We start from the raw sequence: 21,864 nt of genomic DNA, 5'->3' as shown, positions 1-21,864 counted from the left end.
GTGTTGCGCGTGAGCGCCTGTTCTTGCGTGGCGCCTGGCAAGGTTGCCCTGTTCCGTGTCGCTGCCGCGGCGCGGGTTCCCATTCACGCAGGACGTGCGATCAAGCAGGGTGAACCACTGGCGCGCGAACTCAGCCTTCGCTGTAGGCGCCGTAGCCGCGCAGGCGCTGGTAGCGGCGCTCGAGCAACTCCGTGGTGGGGATTCGCATGACTTCGCGCAGCGTATCCAGCAGCACTTTTTTCAGTGTCGCGGCCATCGCCTCGGGGTCGCGGTGCGCGCCGCCCAGCGGCTCGGGGATGACGGAGTCGACCAGGCCCAGTTCGAGCAGGCGCGGCGCGGTCAGGCCCAGTTGTTCGGCGGCGTCCCTGGCCTTGTCGGCGCTTTTCCACAGGATCGAGGCGCAGCCTTCGGGACTGATCACCGAGTAGGTGCTGTATTCGAGCATCAGCGTGCGGTCGCCGACGCCGATGGCCAGCGCGCCGCCGGAGCCGCCCTCGCCGATCACCGTGCAAATGATCGGCACCTTCAGTGCGGCCATTTCCAGCAGGTTGCGCGCGATCGCCTCGGACTGGCCGCGCTCCTCGGCGCCGACGCCGGGGTAGGCGCCGGGTGTGTCGATGAAGGTCAGGATCGGCACGCCGAAGCGCTCGGCGGTCTGCATCAGGCGCAGCGCCTTGCGGTAGCCCTCGGGGCGCGGCATGCCGAAGTTGCGGCGGATCTTGGTGCGCGTGTCGCGACCTTTCTGGTGGCCGATCACCATGACCGGAGTGTCTTCCAGCCGTGCCAGACCGCCGACGATGGCGGCGTCGTCGGCGTAGAAGCGGTCGCCGGCCAGTTCGTGGAACTCGCGCATGATCGCGCCGAGATAATCCAGCGTGTACGGCCGCGCCGGGTGGCGCGAGAGCTGGGTGATCTGCCACGGCGTCAGCTCGCGAAAGATCTCCGCGGTGCGCTTGCGCAATTTGTCCTCGAGCTTGACCAGGTCTTCATCCAGATCCAGCGCCTGCCCCGCGCCGGTCTGGCGCAAGGCCTCGATGCGCGACTGCAACTCGGCCAGCGGCTGCTCGAAATCGAGGAAGTTCGGGTTCATTCGAGGCCGTTCGACAAGAAAGGCCGGTAGTATAACGGCAGGTCCCGCATCGAAGAATCAACCTTCGGTGCCGCGCGCGAGCAGCAACTCGCATTGCATCACGCCCGGCATCTGCGCCAGCGCACGCAGCAGATCCGGGTGCGCGGTCACCGCCCAGGTATCGTCGAGCAGCACGTCGGCCTGGCCTTGCGCATTGCGATAGCCGGTGAGCAATACGCGCGCGCTGCCGCCGCGCCACGCCGCCAGTGCGCTGGACAGCGCCGCTGCGAAACCGCGCTGCACGTCCTGCACCTGCACGCGCAGCAGGCGGCCACGGCGCCGGCAGATGTCGTCCAGCGTGTGCACGCGCCGCGCGCGCAGGCCGAGACCGAAATCGCTCATGCGCAGCCCACCCTCGACCACCAGCAGCGCACCCGGCACCAGCAGCGCCTGGGCTTCCTGCAGAACTTCCTGCGCGACGATGACCTCGAGGCTGCCACTGGCGTCCTCCAGTTGCACGATGGCCAGGTCGTCGCGGCGGCGGCGCACGTCGACGACTTGCCCGGCGGCGGTCCAGGCGACATCCAGCGGACGCCCGTTGCGCGCCTCGGGTGGCGGCTTCCACTCCCTGGCGATGTCACCCAGCGCGCAGGGCACCAGTTGCGCGAACAGGCTGCGCCAGGCATCGGTGGGGTGACCGCTGAGATAAAAGCCCAGAATCGCGCGCTCGCCGTTGAGGCGCTGCTCCAGCGTCCACGCCGGCACGCGCGGGCGCGGCAGCGGCTCGGGCGCATCGTCATCGCCGCCGAACAGGCCGTGCTGCCCGGCGCTGGCGGCGCGCGCATGCTGCTCGGCGGCTTTCAAGGCGTCGGGGATCTGCGCCCACAGCGTGGCGCGATCGGCGTCCAGCGCGTCGCAGGCGCCGGACTGGATCAGCGCTTCCAGCACACGCTTGTTGACGCGCGTGCTGCCCACGCGCCGGCACAGATCACCGAGATCGCGAAATGGCTGGCGCGCGGCCTCCGCCGCGATGGCTTCGCTGACCGCGCGGCCGACGCCCTTGAGCGCGCCCAGGCCATGGCGAATGTTGCGCGCATCCACCGCCACGAACATCCACGCCGAAGCGTTGACATCCGCCGGCAGCATGCTCAAGCCCAGCGCGCGCGATTCGTCGAGGAAGGTGACGATCTTGTCGGTTTTCTCCATGTCCGAGGACAACGTCGCGGCCATGAACTCGGCCGGGTAATGCGCCTTCAGCCACGCGGTTTGGTAGCTGACCAGCGCATAGGCCGCGGCGTGCGACTTGTTGAAGCCGTAGCCGGCGAACTTCTCCATCAGGTCGAAGATCGCATCGGCCTTGTTTTCCTCGACCCCGTGCGCGGCCGCGCCGGCGATGAACTTGGCGCGTTCCCTGGCCATCTGCTCGATGTTCTTCTTGCCCATCGCGCGGCGCAGCAGATCGGCGTTGCCCAGCGAATAGCCGCCGACGATCTGCGCCATCTGCATCACCTGCTCCTGGTAGACCATGATGCCGTAGGTCTCGCGCAGGATCGGCTCGACGCGCGCGTCGGGATAAGTCACCGGCTCGCGGCCGTGCTTGCGCGCGACGAAGCTGGGGATCAGGTCCATCGGGCCGGGGCGGAACAGCGCGCCCAGCGCGATGATGTCCTCGAAGCGGTCCGGCTTGGCTTCCTTGAGCATGCGCTGCATGCCCGGCGATTCGAACTGGAACACCGCGACGGTGCGCGCGTGCTTGAGCAGCTCGTAGGGCGCGGGGTCATCCAGCGGCAGTCGCGTGATGTCCAGCGGCGCTTCGCCGGACCCGGTGCGACGTCCATTGATGGCCTTCACCGTCCAGTCGATGATGGTCAGCGTGCGCAGGCCGAGGAAGTCGAACTTGACCAGGCCCACGGCCTCGACGTCGTCCTTGTCGAACTGCGTGACCAGGCCGCCGCCGCCCGGTTCGGCGTACAGCGGCGAGTAATCGGTGAGCGGGCCCGGCGCGATCACCACGCCGCCGGCGTGTTTGCCGGCATTGCGCACCAGGTCCTCGAGCGTGCGCGCCAGCCGCAGCAGCTCGCGCACCTCGTCCTCGTCGCGGTTGCGCTGCACCAGCTCGGCGGAAACCAGATCCGGCCTTTTCGCGGCTTCATCGGATTCGCCCAGCGCATCGGCCAGACAGATGCCCAGTGCGTTGGGGATGAGCTTGGCGATCGAATCGACGAAGGTGTAACCGTGACCAAGCACGCGCCCGGCATCGCGCACCACGGCCTTGGCCGCCATGCTGCCGTAGGTGATGATCTGGCTGACCTGGTCGCGGCCATAGCTGCGCGCCACGTAATCGATCACCTCGTCGCGGCGGTCCATGCAGAAGTCCACGTCGAAATCCGGCATGGATACGCGTTCGGGATTGAGGAAACGCTCGAACAGCAGCCCGAACTGCAGCGGGTCCAGGTCGGTGATGCCCAGCGCCCAGGCCACCACCGAGCCGGCGCCGGAGCCGCGCCCCGGACCCACCGGGATGTCGTTGCGCCTGGCCCAGTTGATGAAGTCGGCCACGATCAGGAAATAACCGGCGAAACCCATGCGCACGATCACGTCCAGCTCGGTACGCAGGCGCGCGTGGTAATCGGCCTCGGTGTGCGTGCCGGCCGCGCCGTGGCGCGCCAGGCGCTGCGCCAGGCCCGTGCTGCTGCTGGCGCTGATGTGTTGCTCCAGCGTGACCCCCGGCGGGGTCGGGAACGCGGGCAGGTGATAGGTGCCGAAGTGCAGTTCGAGGTTGCAGCGCTTGGCCAATTCGACGCTGTTGTCCAGCGCCTCGGGCAAATCGGCGAACAGCGCGCGCATGTCGCGCGTGGATTTCAGGTACTGCTCGGGGCTGTACTCGCGCGGGCGTTTGGGATCGGCCAGCACGCGGCCCTGCTGGATGCACACGCGCGCCTCGTGCGCCTCGAAATCCTCGCGTTCGAGAAAACGCGCGTCGTTGCTGGCCAGCAGCGGCAGGTCGTGGCGCGCGCTCAGCGCCAGCGCGGCGCCGATCCAGTCTTCTTCGTGCGCGCGTCCGCAGCGCGTCAGCTCCAGATACAGGCGCTCGGGAAAACGTTGGCGCAGGCGCTGCAGCAGCACGCTGTCGGCTTGATCGGTCAGTGCGCTTTGCGCCAGCGCGCTGGCATGGCCGGCGAGGGCGATCAGGCCGTCACTGGCGCCATCCAGCCAGTGCTCGGCGACGATCGCGCGGCCGCCCTGCTGGCCCTCGCGCCAGGCGCGCGAGATCAGTCGCGACAGATTCAGATAACCGGCGTGGTCCTGGCACAGCAGGGTCAGGCGCCGCGCCTCGCCGTGGCCGTCGTGGCGCAGCCAGATGTCGCAACCGGCGATCGGCTTGATGCCATTGGCCTGCGCCGCCTTGTAGAACTTGATCAGCGCGAACAGGTTGCTGTCGTCGGTCAGCGCCAGCGCCGGCAGGCCCAGCCGGCGCGCGTGGCTGATCAGGTTGGGCCGTGGCGCGGTGGCCGGATCGCCGTACTCGGGCTTGTCGGGAATGCGGATGATCGAGTCCGTCAGCGCGTATTCGCTGTGGACGTGCAGATGGATGAAGCCCGGGCTCATGGCGATCCGCGTGATGCAATCACGAGAGCCTAGCCAGCGCCCACGGGAGCGGCAAGCTTGACAGTGTCGCGCGCGCTGCGATGCGCCGCGGCGTTGGCTCGGGTCGTCAGCGCGGGTCGCGGTACAGCAGCAGCGCGCCGGCGCCGGGATCGCACACATATGCCTGGTGGCGCGCATCCGTGGTCACGCAGTGGGCGTGCGCGGCGGTGGGCACGCTGGCGCGGGCGGTGAACCCGTGGCCGTCGTAGCCCAGCACGGTCATGGTTGCGCTGATCGCGCCTGGCGCATACAGATGCCGGAGCAGCGGATTCCAGGCGATGATGTCCACGCCCGCGCCCACCGGCGCGCTGGCGATGATCCTGCCGTTGGCGTCGAGATCGAGCGCCACCACCTTGCCTTCCTGGCAACCGACGAACAGCGTGTGTTGCGCGGCATCCAGCGCCAGGCCGCGGCTGCCGGTGCAGGTATTGGGCCAGCGTGCGGCCACGTGCGGATCGCGCAGCGGGATTGCCAGGGTGTGGTCGCGCCACTGGTTGGTGTAGGCCATGCCCGTGCCGGCGTCGATCAGCAGCGACTCGGGGCCGCCCGGCACCGCGATCACGCCCAGCCGGCGCAGCGCCGGATGTGCGCCCGTGCTGACCGCGAAGCGCTCGATCTGGCGTGCGTGCGGCTCGCTCACCCACACCTGCCGGAGCGGCGCCACGTAGCGTACGTAGTCGGGCTGCGCGGCCAGCGCGGCGCGCGCAACGACCGTGCCGCTGACCGGATTCACCGCCAGCAGCGCCTGTGCGTCGTGGTCGCTGGCGAACAGCAGGCCCGCGCCATAGCTGGCCGAGGTGGTGCCGGCGTCGTGCCCCTTGCCGGCGCCACCGGCCGGGGTGATGCCGGGCAGCACACGCAGTGCGTCATCGCGCGGATCGATCAGCACCAGCGCGCCGCTTTGCGCGGCCGGCACCACGATGCGATCCAGCGCGGCGACGTAACCGATGTCGTCGAAACCCAGGCCCTGCGCGCCGCCGGGAATGCGCAGCAGCGTGGTGGCCGGCGGCGTCGCCGCGGCCGCCATCGGCAAGGCGAGCAGGCTGAGCAAAGCGAGGTGTGGGAGGCGCGAAACCAGGGCATGCATGGCGGGATTCCTCGGTAGAGCCGGACGTGGTGCGCAAGTCTGGCCTGCGCACGATGACAAGATCGATCGCCCGCGCACGCCGTAATGAACCGGTAAGGTTGCGCGGTGGCGGCGTCGCGGCGCCGGCCGCGGCGGTGCGCACCCGCCATGGCGTCGTCGCATGCGGCGGATACGGGATCGGGAGCGCTGGCCTCATGCCATGGTGCTTGCGTTCGTCATGCTGCCTGCGGATGCTTGCGCAGTGGCCAGGCCATGGCCCGCGCATGCGCGTCGGAGGAGTCGTGTCGGACGTCGTCGAACTTGCCCAGGAGCTCATCCGCCGTCGTTCGGTGACGCCGGACGATGCCGGTTGCCAGGCGCTGCTCGCGGCGCGGCTGGCGCGTGCGGGGTTTCGCTGCACGGCGCTGCCTTTCGGCGAGGTCGAAAACCTGTGGGCCACGCATGGTGGCGATGGTCCGGTGCTGGTGTTCCTCGGGCATACCGATGTGGTGCCCAGCGGACCGGAATCGGCCTGGGCGAGCCCGCCGTTCGAGCCCGTTGTGCGCGACGGCAGGTTGTATGGGCGCGGCGCCGCCGACATGAAAGGCAGCGTGGCGGCGATGTGCGTGGCGCTGGAGGATTTTGTCGCGCGGCATGCGCACCACGCCGGTAGCGTGGCGCTGCTGCTGACCAGCGACGAGGAGGGCATCGCCGAGCACGGTGTGCGCCGCGTGGCGCAGCATTTTCGCGAGAGCGGGCAGCGCATCGACTGGTGCGTGGTCGGCGAACCGTCCTCGCGTGAGCGCCTGGGCGATCTGATCCGCATCGGCCGGCGCGGTTCGCTCACCGGCACGCTGCGGGTACGCGGCGTGCAGGGCCACGTGGCGTATCCGGAGAAGGCGCGCAACCCCATCCACCAGGCCGCGCCAGCGCTGGCCGAGTTGGCCGCGATGCGTTGGGACGCCGGCAACTTGGCGTTTCCGCCGACCAGCTTCCAGATCTCCAACCTCAACGCCGGCACCGGCGCCGACAACGTGATTCCCGGCACGCTGCAGGCCGTATTCAATTTCCGCCACGGCACCGCCAGCACGCCAGAGGAATTGCGCGCGCGGCTGGAGTCGGTGCTGCGCCGGCATGGTCTCGATTACCAGATCGACTGGCGCCAGAGCGGCACGCCATTTCTCACCCAGGACGGCCCGCTGCGACGCGCGGTGTGCGCGGTGCTGCAGCAGCAACTCGGCATCAAGCCCGAACTGAGCACCGGCGGCGGCACCTCGGATGGGCGCTTCATCGCCCCGCTGGGCGCCGAGGTGGTGGAACTGGGCCCGCTCAACGCCAGCATCCACAAGGTCGATGAGCACATCGCACTGGATGAGCTCGAACGTCTGCCGGGACTGTTTTCCGCCATCGCCGAGCGGCTGCTGGTCACGCCCTGAGCGCCGCGGGCCGTTGCACGCGCGCCGCGGTTATCATGCGGCTTCCTTCGCCGCACACGCCGACGCGCATGAACATGCCGATGCTTCGCCGCCTGGTTCTGCTGACGCTGAGCGCGTTGCTGCTGAGTGGCTGCGGGTTTCATCTGCGCCGCAGCGCGCAACTGGCGCCGGCGCTGCAGCGCATGCATCTGGATGTTTCCGGTGACAACGCCTTGACCCGGCAACTGGCCACCGCGCTGCGCCTGTCCGGCGTCACGCTGGAGGATCACGGCGGTCCCGGCATCGCCACGCTGCGCGTGCCGGTGAACAGTTTCAACACGCAGGCGCTGACGCTGACCGGTTATGCCAGTGTCAGCGAGTACGTGGTGTATTACCGCGTCGAGTTCGAGGTGCTTGGCACGGATGGCAAGCTGCTGGTGCCGCTGCAGACGGTGCGCATGTCGCGCGATTTCAACTTCAGCCCGACCCAGGTCATCGGCAACGCCGGGCAGCAGGAGCAGATCCAGCGCAGCCTGGTCGACGACATGGCGCAGGCCATCCTGATGCGCCTGCAGGCGCAGGGTGGCAGCGTGGTCGGCACGCCGGCGGCGGCGTCCAGCGCAGCGTCGGCACCCGGACACGACTGAGATGCACGGCGCTGGCGACTGGTCGCGCGCGCTGGCGGCGGCGGATTTGCCGCCGGTCATCCTGCTGGCCGGCGATGAATTGCTGGTGCTGGAAGCCGCCGACGCCGCGCGCGCTCGCGCACGCGCGCTGGGATACAGCGAGCGCACGCGTTTCGATGTCGAGGCCGGCTTCGACTGGGACGACCTGGCACGCGCCGGTGCCGGCCTGTCGCTGTTCGCCACGCGCCGCCTGATCGATCTGCGTGTGCCGACCGGCAAGCCGGGCAAGGACGGCGCCGAGGCCATCGTGGCGTGGTGCGCAGCGCCGCCGCCGGACACCGTGCTGCTGATCAGCAGCCAGGACTGGAGCCGCAAGCACGAGGCCGCCTGGTCGCAGGCCATCGAACGCGGCGGCATCGCCGTGCATCTGCAGGCGCCGCGCGCGCAGGAGCTGCCCAACTGGCTGGGCCAGCGCCTGGCCGCGCGCGGGCTGTCGGCCGAGATGGAAGCGCTGGACTGGCTGGCGGCGCGCACCGAGGGCAACCTGCTGGCCGGCGCGCAGGAGATCGACAAGCTGGCGCTGCTGCTGGATGCCGGCACGCGCCTGGACCGCGAGACGCTGGAACAACTGGTCAGCGACAGCGCACGCTACGACGCGTTCCAGTTGATCGACGCGGTGCTGGCCGGTGCCGCGCCGCGCGCGCTGCATATCCTCGCCGGGCTGCGCGCCGAGGGCGAGGAGGTGCTGCCGTTGCTGGGCCTGCTGAATCTGCAGCTCGGCATCGCCGCGCGTCTGGCCGCTGCGCGCGATGTCGATGCGGCGATACGTGCCGAGCATTTGTGGCAGGCGCGCGCCGCGCAGTTCAAACGCGCGCTGGCGCGCGCGCCGCAGGCGCGCTTCTGGCAGCGCGCGCTGGTCTGGGCCGGACGCATCGAGCGCATGGTCAAGGGCCGCGAAACGGGCGACCCATGGCGCGAGTTCGAGCGCCTGCTGGTGGTGCTGATGCAGCCGCGCGCCGCGGCTGCGCTGGCCTGAGCCGCGGCGTGGCCACCCCCGCGCCGCGCCCGCTGGCGATTTTCGGTGGCACCTTCGATCCGGTGCATCTTGGTCATTTGCGCGCGGCCTGGGAAGCGGCGGAACAACTGGATGCCGAGGTGCGCCTGCTGCCGGCGCGCGTGCCGCCGCATCGTCCGCAACCGCTGGCCAGCGCCGCCGCGCGCGTGGCGCTGCTGCGCGCGGCGCTGGCCGGGCAGGATCGTCTCGGGCTGGACTTGCGCGAGCTGGCGCGGCCGGGCCCGTCGTACAGCGTCGATACGCTGTCCGCGCTGCGCGCCGAGTACGGCACGCAGCGTCCGCTGATCCTGCTGCTGGGCGAGGACGCCTGCGCCGGATTGCCGAGCTGGGATCGCTGGATGCAGTTGTTCGATCTGGCGCACATCGTGGTGCTGACGCGGCCGGCCAGCCGGCCGCCGTGGCCCGACAGCCTGCAACGGCAATGGCGGCAGCGCGCGGTCGCAGCGCCGGCGGCGCTGCGCGCCGCGGCGGCGGGCGCCATGTTCAGTCTGCGCGTCAGCGCGCTGGAGATCAGCGCTTCGCAGGTGCGCGCGCTGCTGGCGGCGGGGCGCGAGCCGCGCTATCTGCTGCCGGATGCGCTGCTGGCCGATGCCGCGCTGCTGGCGCCGTATCGCATGCCGCCGCTCTGACAGGCTGTGAATTTTTCACAGGCTCTGATGCCGGCCTATACTGGCCGCGCGCATTCCCGCGCCTGATCAGGATTTCCCGCATTGAGCACCGCCGCCGTTTCCGCCGTCATCGATGCCGCCCCCGATTCCGATACCCTGCGCGGTTATGTATTGCACGCGCTGGATGAGCTCAAGGCCAAGGAGGTGCGCGTGATCGACGTGCGCGGCAAGACCTCCATCGCCGACACCCTGGTGATCGCCTCCGGTACGTCCACGCGCCACGTCAAGGCGCTGGCCGACGAGGTCGTGCGCTTCGTCAAGAAGGCCGGCATGCTGCCGCTGGGCGTGGAAGGCCAGACCGAGGCCGAGTGGGTGCTGGTGGATCTCGGCGATGTGATCGTGCACGTGATGCTGCCGCGCATCCGCGAGTTCTACGGACTCGAGCGCATGTGGGGCGTCGAAGTGCCGGGCGCGGACGCCGCCGCGTCCTGACGCGCACGGCACCCGCCGTTCCGGCATGCGCGCCCACCTGCTCAGCGTCGGCGAGCGCATGCCCGACTGGCTGGCCCAGGGTTTCGCCGAATACCAGAAGCGTCTGGCGCCGTGGCTGCCGCTGCAGCTGCGCGAGATCCGTCTGGCGCGCGGCAAGGCGCTGAGTCCGGCACAGACCCGGGCGGCCGAGGCCGAGGCGCTGCTGGCGGCATTGCCCCGCGAAGCATGGATCATCGCTCTGGATGCGCGCGGCACGCCGTGGTCCAGCGAGCAACTGGCCGAGCGCATGGCCGCCTGGCGTATGGGTGGACGCGATGTGTATCTGCTGATCGGTGGCGCCGAGGGGCTCGACGACACGGTGCTGCAACGCGCGCACGCGCGCTGGTCACTGGGCCCGCTGACCTTGCCGCACATGCTGGTGCGCGTGATCGTGGCCGAGCAGTTGTATCGCGCCGCCAGCTTGCTGGCCGGGCATCCGTATCACCGGGGTTGATGGGTGTGGGCTAAATCGATTCGGTTTCAAGCAAGCTTTTTGCTGGCAAAAGTCTGGATAGATCTCGGAACTGTATAACAACGGCAGCGCGAGCCTCGCTAGCATTCGTGGCACCCCCGACAACGGAATTCCCCATGCGCCGACAGCTTGCGCGGACGCTGCATCTGCAGTCCCTGGGCTGCGCCATGGGCATGATCCTGTGCGCGGCGCAGGTGCAGGCGCAGGACGCCGGCCGGCGCCCGCACGCGGCGCGGGAAAGCGCGCCGCAACTGGCCACGGTCAAGGTGACGGCGGCGCTGGACCAGGCGCGCAACCAGCTTTCGCCATCCACCGGCAGCAGCCTGTACCTGTTCACCGCGCAGGCGCTGAAGGCGTTGCCGCTGGGCCGCGCCACGCCGCTCAACGAGGTGCTGCTGCAGGCGCCCGGCGTGGTGCGCGATTCGTTCGGGCAACTGCACATCCGCGGCAACATGGCCAACATCCAGTACCGCATCAATGGCGTGATCCTGCCGGAGAGCATCGCCGGGTTCGGCCAGACGCTGGACACGCGCATCATCAAGAGCGTCAGCCTGCTCGATGGCGCGCTGCCGGCGCAGTACGGCTTGCGCACCGCCGGCGTGATCAGCATCGACACGCGCTCGGGCGCGCAATTGGGCAACGGCGGCAGCGTGGGCGTGACCGCGGGCAGCAACGGTCACATCGCGCCGTTTCTCGATGTGCACGGCCACCGCGGACGCTGGAGCTGGTTTTTCTCCGGCAGCTATCTGCGCGATGACCTCGGCATCTCCGCGCCGACCGCGGCGCGGCACACGCTGCATGACCGCACCTGGCAGGGCAACGGGTTCGGCGATCTGACCTACCTGATCAACGCGCACGCGCGCATCAGCCTGCTCGCCGGCGTCAGCGACAATCGCTTCCAGATCCCGCCCAATCCGGGCCAGCCGGCGCTGTATCAACTGGCGGGCGTGAGCAGCTATCCCTCGGCTGACCTCAACGAGAACCAGAACGAACTGACGCGCTTCGCGGTGCTGTCGCTGCAGGGCAAGCTGGGCAACACGGATTACCAGATCTCCGCGGGACAGCGCTACAGCCAGGTCGATTATCTGCCCGATCCGATCGGTGACCTGATGTATCTGGGTGTCGCCGCCACGGTGATGCGCAGCAACCGCGCCGATACCCTGCAGGCCGATTTCGCCACCCCGCTGGGGCTGCGCAACACCGTGCGCTACGGTTTCTTCGGCGACTTCCAGCGCGGCGTGCAGGACAACACCGCGCGCGTATTCGCCGCCGATGCCGCGGGCAACCAGACCAGCGCTGTGCCGTTCACGCTGCTCGACAACCACGTCCTGCTGGCGCGCACCGCCTCGGCCTACGTACAGGATCAGTGGAATGCCAGCGACCGGCTTACCCTCAACGGCGGCCTGCGCTACGACCGCATCAGCGGTTTCCTGGACGAGAGTCAGATCAGCCCGCGCCTGGGTCTGGTGTATCAGCTCGACAACCAGTGGACGCTGCATGCGGGCTATGCGCGCTACTTCTCGCCGCCGGCGCCGGGGCTGATCACCACCACCGATCTGGCCGAGTTCGCGGGCACCACCAACCAGCAACCCGGCAACAGCAACACCGACGTGCGCGCCATGCGCGAGAATTACTACGACGCCGGCGTGCAGTGGGCGCCGGACGCGAATCTCACCCTCGGCCTCGACGCGTATTTCAGCCAGACCCGTGACACGCTGGACGTGGGCCAGTTCGGCACCGCATTGATCTTCGCCGATTTCAACTATGGCTACGGGCGCAATCACGGCGTCGAGTTCACCGCCAACTGGCAGCATGGCCCGCTGCATGCCTACCTCAACGCCGCGGTGGACATGGCGCGCGCCAAGGTCATCGCCTCGGGACAGTACAACTGGTCGCCGGCCGAGGTCAGCTACATCGCCGATCACTGGATCCTGCTCGACCACGCGCCGCGCCTGACCGGCTCGGGCGGCCTGGATTACCGCTTTGCCACGGGCACCACGGCCGGCTTCGATTTCATGTACAGCTCGGGGTTGCGCGCCGGTTTCGCCAACACCCAGACCATGCCCGGCTGGTTCCAGCTCAACCTCAGTGTGGGCCGGCGTTTCGACCTGCCGGAGCTGGGCACGGTGCATGCGCGCCTGGCACTGGTCAATGCGCTGGATCGCGTCATCGAGCTGCGCAACGGCACCGGTCTGGGCGTCGGCCTGGCGCCGCAGTATGCGCAGCGGCGCGGCGTGTATCTGACCCTGCGCAAGAACTTCTGAGTGCTCAGGCGATTGCGCGCAGCGCCGGATGGTCCCAGCCGGGGCGCGGCGCGAAGCGTGGGCCGTGCGTGGTCGCCAGCGCCTGCAGTTGCGCGTGCAGCGTGTCGGCGCCGATGCTGCGGATGTAGGTGATCGGGCCGCCGCGGAACGGCGCGAAACCGGTGCCGAAGATCACCCCGGCATCGAGCAGGTCGGCGTCGTCGACCACGCCCTCGGCCAGACACGCCACGGCCTCGTTGAGCAGCGGCGCGATCAGGCGCAGCTCCAGATCGTCCGGCGCCCGGTAGTCCTTGGGCACATCGGGCTTGACGGGTTTTCCATCCTGCCAGCGATAAAATCCTTGGCCGTCCTTCTTGCCACGCTTGCCGGCATCGAGCAGGCGTGACACGCCCTGCGGCAGCTCCAGGCCGAGAAACGGCGCCAGCTCCTGGCCCACCGAGGCGGCCACGTCCAGGCCCACCGTATCGGCCAGTTCGATCGGTCCCATCGGCATGCCGAAGCCGCGCGCGGCACGATCCAGCAGCGCGCCGGGGATGCCTTCGCCCAGCGCACGGATGGCCTCGAGCAGGTACGGCATGAGGATGCGGTTGACCAGGAAGCCGGGCGTACCCTTGACCGGCAGCGGCAGCTTGTCGATGGCACGGCAGAAGGCCAGCGCGCGTTGCTCGGTGTCCGCCGCCAGGCGCGCATGGCGCACCACCTCGACTAGCGGCATCTGCGCCACCGGGTTGAAGAAATGCAGGCCGATGAAGCGCTCGGGTGCACCCAGTCCGCGCGCCAATTCATTGAGCGGGATGCTGGAGGTGTTGCTGGCCAGCAGCGCGTTGGCGCGCAGGTTGGGCTGCGCGGCGGCGTACAGCGCGCGCTTGGCCTCGAGGTTTTCGTAGATCGCCTCCAGCACCAGATCGGCCGCGGCCACCTGCGTGCCATCCGGGTCGGCGTGCAGCCGGGCCTGCGCGGCGGCCACGCGCTCGGGTGTCTTCAGGCGCTTCGCGAACAGGGTCTTGGCGCGCGCCAACGCCGGCTCGATGATCTTCATCTCGCGGTCCTGCAGGCTGACGCTGAAGCCGCGATACGCGCACCACGCGGCGATGTCGCCGCCCATGACTCCGGCGCCGATCACGTGCACATGCGCGATGCCGTGCGCGGCGTCGCCGGCCAGCGCCTTGAGGCGTTCCTGCAGGAAATACACGCGCACCAGATTGTGCGCCGTGGGCGTGGCGGCCAGGCGCACCACCGAGTCGGCCTCGAGCCTGAGGCGCCGTTGCAGGTTGCCGCCGCCGCGCCGCCATACCTCGATCAGCGCGAACGGCGCCGGGTAGTGGGCCTTGCGTACCTTGGCGGCGGTTTGTCTGCGCATGATCGGCGCCAGGATCTGGCGTGCGATCCAGGTGTTGCTGGCCCAGGCGCGCAGGCGCACATCGAAGGCGCGCGCCGGGTGCTGGCGCAACATGTGGCGGGCGGCGTCCAGCAGGGCTGAGGGTTCGGCGACGCGATCGACCAGCCCCAGCGCGCGCGCCTTGTCGGCGGCCACGGTTTTGCCGGTCAGCATCAGCGGCAGCGCCTGCAGCGCGCCGATCAGTCGCGGCAGCCGGGCGCTGCCGCCCCAGCCTGGATGGATGCCGAGCATCACCTCGGGCAGGCCGATGCGCGTCTTCGGGTCGCTGCTGGCTACGCGATACGTGCACGCCAGCGCCAGCTCGGTGCCGCCGCCCATGCAGTGGCCGTGGATCGCCGCCACGCTGGGGCAGGGCAGGCTGGCCAGCTTCTGGTACACGCGCTGGCCGTAGCCGATCACCGCGCGCACCGCGCCGGTCTGTGCGTACTGCGCGAATTCGTGGATGTCGGCGCCGGCGATGAAGCCGGCGGTCTTGCCGGAACGGACGATCAGGCCCTTCGGCGGCTCGATCAGCAGACGATCGAGCGCCTGGTCGAGTTCCTCCAGCACCGCGTGCGCCATGGCATTGATGCTGGCGTCGCTGCGGTCGAGGGTGAGCGTGACGATGCCCTCGGCATCGGCTTCGGCACGCCAGTGGCGCAAACGCAGTCCGTCGAACATCGCGCGCTCCGGCTTGGAATCCGGCGATGATCGGTCGCGCATGCGGGCCGGTCAATGCGCCCGTGACACCGGGGTTCGCTGCGCTTCAGTCGATCGGCAGGCAGTGACCGTGCACCCAGATGCGCTAGCCGGCGTCCGTCCAGCGCCAGTGGCCGGGTACCCAGGCGCAGCGCAGTGGCGGCGGGCGCACGTACACCACGCGCGGTGGTGGCGCGACGACGCAGCCGCCGAGCGCCACCGCCGCGAGCACGGCGCAGAGAACCAACGGACTGGCGCGCATGGTGGCGGGCTCAGAGCCTGTGAAAAATTCCGCATCGTGCGGAATTTTTCATCGGCGCGTCCGGCACAGGTGCGTACGCGCCTGCGCGAAGCAGCCACTTGCGTGACCGCTTCGCGTCCGGCCATCCATGGCCGGGCTGAGAGACTGAAAAATTCACAGCCTCTCAGCGCGTCCAGTAGCCGGCGCGGAACACCCAGTGCGGGCCGCGCGGCACCCAGCGTGGACCGACCCAGCGCCAGCCGGGGCGCGCCGGCATCCAGTAGCCGCGCACCCAGACATAGCGCCGCGCGCGCGGCGCCCAGCGCCAGTAGCCCGGCGCCCACACGTGCCCGCGCCGCACGATCACGCGCTCGTAACGCGGCGGCGGCGGCGCAACGCCCACGCTCACGCTCACGTAGCCGCGCGCCTCGGCGGTCGGAGCAATCACCGCGCCCAGCGCGGCGAGGACCAGCAGTGGAACCAGGATGTGGCGGTGCAGTTGCATGGCAATCACTCGCGGATGACGCCGCTCGGTGCGGCTCGCATCGGAGAACGCAGCAGGCCGGGCGGCGTTGACCGGGGGGGCATGACGGGTGCCCGGCGCGGCCAGCGGACGGCGCGGCGGTGCCTGGGCGTAAAATGCGCGCATTCTGTCGCGGAGCCCAATCCATGAGCACTCCCGCCCCGCAGTGGCCCGAGCCGGCCACGGCCAGTGTCGCGCCGCTGCGCTTCATCACCGCCGCCAGCCTGTTTGATGGCCACGATGCGGCCATCAACATCATGCGCCGGCTGATCCAGGCGCAGGGTGCCGAGGTGATCCACCTTGGCCACAACCGCAGTGTCGAGGACGTGGTGCGCGCTGCGCTGCAGGAAGACGCCGACGCCATCGCCATCAGCAGCTACCAGGGTGGCCACGTCGAGTACTTCAAATACATGATCGACATGCTGCGCGAACGTGGTGCCGGGCATATCCGCGTGTTTGGCGGCGGCGGCGGCACCATCACCCCCGAGGAAATCGCCGCGCTGCAGGCCTACGGCGTCGAGCGCATCTACCACCCCAACGACGGCATGCACATGGGACTGGTGGCGATGATCGAGGATGTCGTGCGCCGCGCCGCCCATGCGCGCCAGCAGCGCGGGACGGCGCCCGCGCCAGCGGCCACCGGCGCGGGCGATGCGGGCGGCGCGCGCGCGGCGTCGATCGACGACACGCGCATCGGCCGCATGCTTTCGGCCATCGAAAGCGGGGCCTACACCGTGGCCGAACTGGCCGCGCTGCTCAAGCAGTCGAGCGCCACCGCGATGCCCGTGCTGCACGGTGCGCGCCATGCGGTTCCCGTGCTCGGCCTCACCGGCACCGGCGGCGCCGGCAAATCCTCGGTGGTGGACGAGCTGCTGCTGCGCTTTCTGCACGCCTTCCCCGAGATGCGTATCGCGGTGCTCGCGGTGGACCCCACGCGGCGGCGCAGCGGTGGCGCGCTGCTGGGCGACCGCATCCGCATGAACGCGCTGCGCAGCCCGCGCGTGTTCATGCGCTCGATGGCCACGCGGCGCCAGCACGCAGCCACCAGCGCGCTGCTGCGCGAATGCCTGATGTACCTGCGTGCGCAGGATTTCGACCTGGTCATCCTGGAAACCGCGGGCATCGGCCAGAGCGATTCCGAGGTGGTCGATCTGGTCGATTTGCCGGCCTACGTGATGACCAGCGATTACGGCGCCGCCAGCCAGCTCGAGAAGATCGACATGCTGGATTTCGCCGAACTCATCGTGCTCAACAAGTACGACCGCCGCGGCGCCGAGGATGCGCTGCGCGACGTGCGCAAGCAGTGGAAGCGCAACCGCGTGAAGTTCCAGCTGCGCGACGACGAAGTGCCGGTCTATCCGACCATCGCCAGCCAGTTCAACGACCCGGGCATGACCTGGATGTTCGTCGAGCTGTGCCGGTTGCTGCGCGAGAAAGGAAAAGGGGGTCAGAGTCACTTTTCGGACGAGAACGCGGCAGGGCGTGGCGGTACAGGGTCGAAAAGTGACTCTGACCCCTTTTTCCTTTCTTCCCCCGGCTGCGACTGGCAGCCCAGGCTCGACACCAGCCTGAAGGAGCCGCGCGCGACGCTGCTGATTCCTGGCGCCCGCGTGCGCTACCTGGCCGAGATCGCCGAGCAGGGCCGCGGCATCAACGCGCGCATCGAGCGCGAGGCCGAGGCGGCGCGCAAGGCGCAAAGCTGCCACGCGGCGCTGCGCGAAATCGGCGATCCGCGGCTGCCCAAAGCGCTGGAGCCGTACGACGCGGCGGACCTGGTTGCGGACCAGCGCGCCGGCGCTGCGGTTGCGCCGGATTCTTCGGCTGCGCCGCAGAATGACAACGCAGCCTTGCCGCGGCACGAGGCGCCCACCGACCGCACCCTGCTGACCCTGCGCCAGCGCTACAACGAGGCGCTGAAGGCGTTGTCCAGCGCAGCGCTGCACCTGCTGCGCGAGTGGCCGGCGCGCAAGCAGGCGGTCACCGCGCCGTTCAACGAATACCAGGTGCGCGGCAAGACCATCCGCGTGGACAACTATCGCGAGTCGCTCAGCCACCAGCAGATCCCCAAGATCGCGCCGCCGCAGTACCGCGACTGGGGCGACCTGTTGCGCTTTCTGCTGCGCGAGAACCTGCCCGGCGCCTATCCCTACACCGGCGGCGTGTATCCGTACCGGCGCAGCGGCGAGGACCCCACGCGCATGTTCGCCGGCGAGGGCACGCCCGAGCGCACCAACCGCCGCTTCCATTACCTCAGCCTCGGCCAGCCGGCCGCGCGCCTGTCCACCGCGTTCGACTCGGTGACGCTGTACGGCGAGGACCCCGCGCCGCGCCCCGACATCTACGGCAAGATCGGCAACTCGGGCGTGTCCATCGCCACGCTCGACGACATGAAAAAGCTCTACTCGGGCTTCGACCTGTGCGATCCGAAAACCTCGGTGTCGATGACCATCAACGGCCCGGCGCCGATGATCCTGGCGATGTTCATGAACACCGCCATCGACCAGCAGGTGGAAAAATACCTGCGCGGCGATGCCGCGCGCTGGCATGCCGCCGAGGCGCACATCGCGCAGATGTACCAGGGCCGCAAGCGTCCGCAATACCTGGGCGCGCTGCCGGAAGGCAACGAAGGCCTGGGCCTGGGCCTGCTCGGTGTCAGCGGCGACGAGCTGGTGGACGCCGCGACCTACGCGAAGATCAAGGCCGAGACGCTGGGCAGCGTGCGCGGCACCGTGCAGGCCGACATCCTCAAGGAGGACCAGGCGCAGAACACCTGCATCTTCAGCACCGAATTCGCGCTGCGCATGATGGGCGACATCCAGCAGTACTTCGTCGACCACCAGGTGCGCAACTTCTACTCGGTCAGCATCTCCGGCTACCACATCGCCGAGGCCGGGGCCAACCCGATCTCGCAGCTCGCCTTCACGCTCAGCAACGGCTTCACCATCGTCGAGTACTACCTGGCGCGTGGCATGCGCATCGACGACTTCGCGCCCAACCTGAGTTTTTTCTTCAGCAACGGCATGGACCCGGAGTACACCGTGATCGGCCGCGTCGCGCGGCGCATCTGGGCGCGCGCCATGCGTGAGCGCTACGGCGCCAACGAGCGCAGCCAGATGCTGAAGTACCACATCCAGACCAGCGGTCGCTCGCTGCACGCGCAGGAGATCCAGTTCAACGACATCCGCACCACCCTGCAGGCGATGTACGCGCTGTTCGACAACTGCAACAGCCTGCACACCAACGCCTACGACGAGGCGATCACCACGCCGACCGAGGAAAGCGTGCGCCGCGCGGTGGCCATCCAGCTCATCATCAACCGCGAGCTGGGGCTCAACTTCAACGAGAACCCCTGGCAGGGCAGCTTCGTCGTCGAGGCGCTGACCGACCTGGTGGAAGAGGCCGTGTACAAGGAGTTCGAGGCGATCAGCGAGCGCGGCGGCGTGCTCGGCGCCATGGACACGATGTACCAGCGCGGCAAGATCCAGGACGAGTCGATGGTTTACGAGCACAAGAAGCACGACGGCTCGCTGCCGCTGATCGGCGTCAACACCTTCCTGCCGCGCGAACACGCCGGCGAGATCGCCACCCGCATCGAGCTGATCCGCAGCACCGAGGACGAAAAGCGCGCGCAGATCGCGAATGTGAAAACCTTCCAGCAGGCCCGCAACCCCATCGCCGCGTCATCCGCCAAGTCTTGTCATCCTGAGCGTCCCGCCGATTGTCATCCTGAGCGCAGCGAAGGATCTGGCTCCCTCGCCACCCTGCAAACCACCGCCCGCGAACGCCGCAACCTGTTCGAGCAGCTCATGCACGCGGTCAAGTACAACTCGCTGGGGCAGATCAGCCACGCCCTGTACGAAGTCGGCGGCGAGTACCGGCGCAATATGTAGCCGGCCCGGCGGCTGTTCGCTTCCTCGATGCCATGACGCCTTGCGTCATATGACGAACAACGTTATGGTTGCGTGGTGATCCGGGACTTCGCCGACAAGGAAGCCGAAAAGATCTGGGGCGGAACGCCATCCCGGCGGCTGCCTGCCGATATCCAGACCGTGGCGCGTCGCAAGCTGCGTATGCTCAACAACGCCACCACCCTGGACGATTTGCGGGTTCCGCCAGCCAACCGGCTTGAAGCGCTCAAAGGTGACCTCAAGGGCCAACACAGCATCCGGATCAATGAGCAATGGCGCATCTGCTTCCGCTGGATGGATGGTGACGCCCACGGTGTGCAGATCGTCGATTACCACTGACGCAATGGATCCGAACATGAAGGCTCTATCCAACATCCACCCCGGCGAAGTCCTGCTGGAAGAATTTCTCGGCCCGCTCGGCATCAGCCAGAACGCGCTCGCGCGCGCTGCCGCCGTGCCGCCGCGCCGCATCAACGAGATCGTGCTCGGCAAGCGCGGCATCAGCGCGGATACCGCGCTGCGCCTCGCTGCGGCGCTGGGCACCAGCGAGCGCTTCTGGCTCGGCCTGCAGGCGGACTATGATCTGGAAGAGGCGCGGCGCGCGCTGGGCAATGACGTCAAGCGGATTGAGCGGGTTGCAGCGTGATGGGCGCGAAACCATCACGGAGGAAAGGGGCTATGACCCGGTTTTTTGGAGCGTCCCACCGGTTGTCATCCTGAGCGCAGCGAAGGATCTGGCGCACCCAATGCCCCCGGCTCCCTCGCCACCCTGCAAACCACCGCCCGCGAGCGCCGCAACCTGTTCGAGCAGCTCATGCACGCGGTCAAGTACAACTCGCTGGGGCAGATCAGCCACGCCCTGTACGAAGTCGGCGGCGAGTACCGGCGCAATATGTGACCGTCAGGGCGGGCAATGAAAACCACGCGATACTTCCAGTTGACACGAACCCGCCCGGATAGACTGACGATTGCCGACGCGTGGATAGAGCGGGCGATGGCCCATCCGGAAAAGCGCGTCGTCCAGTCGGACGGCCGCATCCGCTGCTGGGCACGTGTTCCGGAGGCAGATGGTCGCTATTTGCGGGTCGTGCTACTGTCCGACGCGGAGACGGTGCACAACGCTTTCTTTGATCGAGGTTTCGTGCCATGAAGATCAAATATTTCCAGGACACCGACACGCTCTACATCGAATTCCGCGCCGACCATATCGTGGAAACACGCGATCTGGATGAAAATACCCTGCTGGAATTGGACGAACAGGGCCGCGTTTGCGCGATGACCATGGAACACGCGAGCCAGCGCACCGACGTCCCCGGATTCTCTTACGAGCAGATTGCGGCTTAAGCACAGACCGCCCAGCGCAAGCGCACTGGGTGACTTGCGCGCATTGTTTGTTTTACGGGGCGGCGAAATGGTGACCCCGTTTGCTCCGACATGAGCGCGAAACCATCACGGAGGAAATGGGCTCTGAGCCAGTTTTTCGTGGCGGGTCAGAAAGGGTACTCTGACCCCTGTTTCAGTTTCTCTGTGGAAAGGGGCTCTGACCCGGTTTTTGCAACAGCCTAAGCTACTCCCGCTTGGGTGTTGCACTTGGAGTTTGAGGCCGCCCTTCATTCAATGTGGCCGTGATCCACCACTTGGGTACCGGATGTGAGATGGGGAGCGGAACAGGGGGGCGGCATGATATTTCACAAGCACAAAGTTATCGCATTAGTAGGCGTGCTTTCCATGGTCGCGACGTCAGCGTGGGCCGCTGCAGCAGAGACGACGGCAAGCCGCGTGTTCGCCGCCGACTCGCCAAGCATAGTTGTAGTAAAGGCCATTGATGCTAACGATCATGCCCTGGCGTTAGGCAGCGGGGTAGTCATCGCGAAGGGCGTAGTGGTCAGTAATTGCCATGTTTTCACGGAGAATGGAACAGAATCAGCGAGCGTCTTGTACCGGAACAAGCGGTTTCCGGCGAAGTTGCGTTATGCCGACCCTGATCACGATCTGTGCTCGCTCACGGTCCCAGGCCTTGGTGCACCCCCAGTCAAGATGCGGGGCACCAATGCACTCGAGGTAGGCGAAGATGCTTACGCCATTGGCGCACCTGAAGGGTTCGTCCTTACGCTTTCAAGCGGCATCATTTCTAGCCTCCCATAAGAGACTTCCCGTCAACGCCGCGCGCTTGAGGTTCTTGCCTTGAGCTTTCGGGCCATGGCTGGTCATCGTGTTGTCCTCTTTGCTGCGTCGTGCGTGTCAGTGCTGCGTGGTGATGCAACGAATGTCAGACTGCATTTCCATAAACGGTCTTGTTGCGCCGCTGATGCTGGCGCGGACCAGGGTATAAACCGCACCC

General features: G+C 68.1%; 20 protein-coding genes. 14 read left to right on the top strand and 6 right to left on the bottom strand.

Annotation, left to right across the window (positions count from 1 at the left end; translation table 11 throughout):
- Nucleotides 1-130: 130 nt before the first annotated feature.
- The 3 genes from Mschef_RS13125 to Mschef_RS13115 form a co-directional block, all read right to left on the bottom strand.
- Complete coding sequence (locus Mschef_RS13125) at nucleotides 131-1,090, bottom strand: acetyl-CoA carboxylase carboxyltransferase subunit alpha (protein WP_081129121.1); 960 nt, start codon at nucleotides 1,088-1,090, stop codon at nucleotides 131-133.
- Between the two features lie 57 nt (nucleotides 1,091-1,147).
- Nucleotides 1,148-4,678, bottom strand: a complete 3,531-nt coding sequence (dnaE, locus tag Mschef_RS13120) for a DNA polymerase III subunit alpha (protein ID WP_081129118.1) — start codon at nucleotides 4,676-4,678, stop codon at nucleotides 1,148-1,150.
- 106 nt (nucleotides 4,679-4,784) lie between these two features.
- Complete coding sequence (locus tag Mschef_RS13115) at nucleotides 4,785-5,804, bottom strand: YncE family protein (protein WP_081129116.1); 1,020 nt, start codon at nucleotides 5,802-5,804, stop codon at nucleotides 4,785-4,787.
- A 281-nt stretch (nucleotides 5,805-6,085) separates the two neighbouring features.
- Here Mschef_RS13115 and dapE point away from each other — a divergent pair, with 281 nt between their 5' ends.
- The 7 genes from dapE (at nucleotide 6,086) to Mschef_RS13080 (ending at nucleotide 12,774) form a co-directional block, all read left to right on the top strand.
- Complete coding sequence (dapE, locus tag Mschef_RS13110; RefSeq protein ID WP_081130035.1) at nucleotides 6,086-7,219, top strand: succinyl-diaminopimelate desuccinylase; 1,134 nt, start codon at nucleotides 6,086-6,088, stop codon at nucleotides 7,217-7,219.
- A 74-nt stretch (nucleotides 7,220-7,293) separates the two neighbouring features.
- On the top strand, nucleotides 7,294-7,845 hold the full coding sequence (locus tag Mschef_RS13105; protein ID WP_176212459.1) for an LPS-assembly lipoprotein LptE: 552 nt from the start codon (nucleotides 7,294-7,296) through the stop codon (nucleotides 7,843-7,845).
- Between the two features lies 1 nt (nucleotide 7,846).
- Complete coding sequence (holA, locus tag Mschef_RS13100) at nucleotides 7,847-8,860, top strand: DNA polymerase III subunit delta (RefSeq protein ID WP_081129110.1); 1,014 nt, start codon at nucleotides 7,847-7,849, stop codon at nucleotides 8,858-8,860.
- Between the two features lie 8 nt (nucleotides 8,861-8,868).
- Nucleotides 8,869-9,528 (top strand): nicotinate-nucleotide adenylyltransferase, encoded by a 660-nt coding sequence (gene nadD / locus Mschef_RS13095; protein WP_242426523.1) that lies wholly within the window; start codon nucleotides 8,869-8,871, stop codon nucleotides 9,526-9,528.
- A gap of 81 nt (nucleotides 9,529-9,609) precedes the next feature.
- The gene (rsfS, locus tag Mschef_RS13090) at nucleotides 9,610-9,999 is read left to right on the top strand and encodes a ribosome silencing factor (RefSeq protein ID WP_081129104.1); all 390 of its coding nucleotides are present in this window, start codon (nucleotides 9,610-9,612) and stop codon (nucleotides 9,997-9,999) included.
- Nucleotides 10,000-10,024: 25 nt separating this feature from the next.
- Entirely contained in the window at nucleotides 10,025-10,492 is a 468-nt protein-coding gene (gene rlmH, locus Mschef_RS13085; protein ID WP_081129103.1) for a 23S rRNA (pseudouridine(1915)-N(3))-methyltransferase RlmH, read from the top strand.
- A 134-nt stretch (nucleotides 10,493-10,626) separates the two neighbouring features.
- Nucleotides 10,627-12,774: a TonB-dependent receptor gene (locus Mschef_RS13080; RefSeq protein WP_081129102.1), complete on the top strand. Its 2,148-nt coding sequence runs from the start codon at nucleotides 10,627-10,629 to the stop codon at nucleotides 12,772-12,774.
- Nucleotides 12,775-12,778: 4 nt separating this feature from the next.
- Here the strand turns inward: Mschef_RS13080 and Mschef_RS13075 are convergent, their stop codons facing one another.
- The 3 genes from Mschef_RS13075 to Mschef_RS13070 all read right to left on the bottom strand — a co-directional run bounded on the left by Mschef_RS13075 (nucleotide 12,779) and on the right by Mschef_RS13070 (nucleotide 15,597).
- Nucleotides 12,779-14,833 (bottom strand): 3-hydroxyacyl-CoA dehydrogenase NAD-binding domain-containing protein, encoded by a 2,055-nt coding sequence (locus tag Mschef_RS13075; RefSeq protein ID WP_081129101.1) that lies wholly within the window; start codon nucleotides 14,831-14,833, stop codon nucleotides 12,779-12,781.
- Between the two features lie 124 nt (nucleotides 14,834-14,957).
- Nucleotides 14,958-15,113: a hypothetical protein gene (locus tag Mschef_RS17770; protein ID WP_168708970.1), complete on the bottom strand. Its 156-nt coding sequence runs from the start codon at nucleotides 15,111-15,113 to the stop codon at nucleotides 14,958-14,960.
- Between the two features lie 163 nt (nucleotides 15,114-15,276).
- Nucleotides 15,277-15,597 (bottom strand): YXWGXW repeat-containing protein, encoded by a 321-nt coding sequence (locus Mschef_RS13070; RefSeq protein ID WP_081130034.1) that lies wholly within the window; start codon nucleotides 15,595-15,597, stop codon nucleotides 15,277-15,279.
- Nucleotides 15,598-15,761: 164 nt separating this feature from the next.
- Between Mschef_RS13070 and Mschef_RS13065 the strand changes: the two genes are divergently transcribed.
- From Mschef_RS13065 to Mschef_RS13035, 7 genes are all read left to right on the top strand, one after another.
- Complete coding sequence (locus tag Mschef_RS13065) at nucleotides 15,762-19,505, top strand: methylmalonyl-CoA mutase family protein (protein WP_081129100.1); 3,744 nt, start codon at nucleotides 15,762-15,764, stop codon at nucleotides 19,503-19,505.
- Between the two features lie 75 nt (nucleotides 19,506-19,580).
- Entirely contained in the window at nucleotides 19,581-19,862 is a 282-nt protein-coding gene (locus tag Mschef_RS13060) for a type II toxin-antitoxin system RelE/ParE family toxin (protein ID WP_081130033.1), read from the top strand.
- Between the two features lie 16 nt (nucleotides 19,863-19,878).
- Nucleotides 19,879-20,169, top strand: coding sequence for a HigA family addiction module antitoxin (locus Mschef_RS13055; RefSeq protein WP_081130032.1), 291 nt, complete (start codon nucleotides 19,879-19,881; stop codon nucleotides 20,167-20,169).
- 45 nt (nucleotides 20,170-20,214) lie between these two features.
- Nucleotides 20,215-20,421, top strand: coding sequence for a hypothetical protein (locus tag Mschef_RS13050; RefSeq protein ID WP_081129099.1), 207 nt, complete (start codon nucleotides 20,215-20,217; stop codon nucleotides 20,419-20,421).
- 15 nt (nucleotides 20,422-20,436) lie between these two features.
- The gene (locus tag Mschef_RS13045; protein WP_081129098.1) at nucleotides 20,437-20,673 is read left to right on the top strand and encodes a hypothetical protein; all 237 of its coding nucleotides are present in this window, start codon (nucleotides 20,437-20,439) and stop codon (nucleotides 20,671-20,673) included.
- A complete protein-coding gene (locus tag Mschef_RS13040; protein WP_081129096.1) occupies nucleotides 20,670-20,867 on the top strand; it encodes a DUF2283 domain-containing protein in 198 nt (65 codons plus the stop codon). Before Mschef_RS13045 ends, Mschef_RS13040 begins: the two co-directional genes overlap by 4 nt.
- Nucleotides 20,868-21,203: 336 nt before the next feature.
- Entirely contained in the window at nucleotides 21,204-21,668 is a 465-nt protein-coding gene (locus tag Mschef_RS13035) for a S1 family peptidase (protein ID WP_136256568.1), read from the top strand.
- Nucleotides 21,669-21,864 lie beyond the last annotated feature (196 nt).

Source organism: Metallibacterium scheffleri (genome assembly GCF_002077135.1).
Classification (GTDB): Bacteria; Pseudomonadota; Gammaproteobacteria; order Xanthomonadales; family Rhodanobacteraceae; genus Metallibacterium; species Metallibacterium scheffleri.
The sequence above is the reverse complement of the archived record's forward strand: the minus strand, read 5'-3'. Positions and strand labels throughout refer to the sequence as shown.

Coding starts and splice junctions, on each gene's coding strand:
- Mschef_RS13125 (WP_081129121.1), bottom strand. CDS start 1,090: ATGAACCCGAACTTCCTCGATTTCGAGCAGCCGCTGGCCGAGTTGCAG.
- dnaE (WP_081129118.1), bottom strand. CDS start 4,678: ATGAGCCCGGGCTTCATCCATCTGCACGTCCACAGCGAATACGCGCTG.
- Mschef_RS13115 (WP_081129116.1), bottom strand. CDS start 5,804: ATGCATGCCCTGGTTTCGCGCCTCCCACACCTCGCTTTGCTCAGCCTG.
- Mschef_RS13105 (WP_176212459.1), top strand. CDS start 7,294: ATGCCGATGCTTCGCCGCCTGGTTCTGCTGACGCTGAGCGCGTTGCTG.
- holA (WP_081129110.1), top strand. CDS start 7,847: ATGCACGGCGCTGGCGACTGGTCGCGCGCGCTGGCGGCGGCGGATTTG.
- rlmH (WP_081129103.1), top strand. CDS start 10,025: ATGCGCGCCCACCTGCTCAGCGTCGGCGAGCGCATGCCCGACTGGCTG.
- Mschef_RS13080 (WP_081129102.1), top strand. CDS start 10,627: ATGCGCCGACAGCTTGCGCGGACGCTGCATCTGCAGTCCCTGGGCTGC.
- Mschef_RS13075 (WP_081129101.1), bottom strand. CDS start 14,833: ATGTTCGACGGACTGCGTTTGCGCCACTGGCGTGCCGAAGCCGATGCC.
- Mschef_RS17770 (WP_168708970.1), bottom strand. CDS start 15,113: ATGCGCGCCAGTCCGTTGGTTCTCTGCGCCGTGCTCGCGGCGGTGGCG.
- Mschef_RS13070 (WP_081130034.1), bottom strand. CDS start 15,597: ATGCAACTGCACCGCCACATCCTGGTTCCACTGCTGGTCCTCGCCGCG.
- Mschef_RS13065 (WP_081129100.1), top strand. CDS start 15,762: ATGAGCACTCCCGCCCCGCAGTGGCCCGAGCCGGCCACGGCCAGTGTC.
- Mschef_RS13055 (WP_081130032.1), top strand. CDS start 19,879: ATGAAGGCTCTATCCAACATCCACCCCGGCGAAGTCCTGCTGGAAGAA.
- Mschef_RS13045 (WP_081129098.1), top strand. CDS start 20,437: ATGAAAACCACGCGATACTTCCAGTTGACACGAACCCGCCCGGATAGA.
- Mschef_RS13040 (WP_081129096.1), top strand. CDS start 20,670: ATGAAGATCAAATATTTCCAGGACACCGACACGCTCTACATCGAATTC.
- Mschef_RS13035 (WP_136256568.1), top strand. CDS start 21,204: ATGATATTTCACAAGCACAAAGTTATCGCATTAGTAGGCGTGCTTTCC.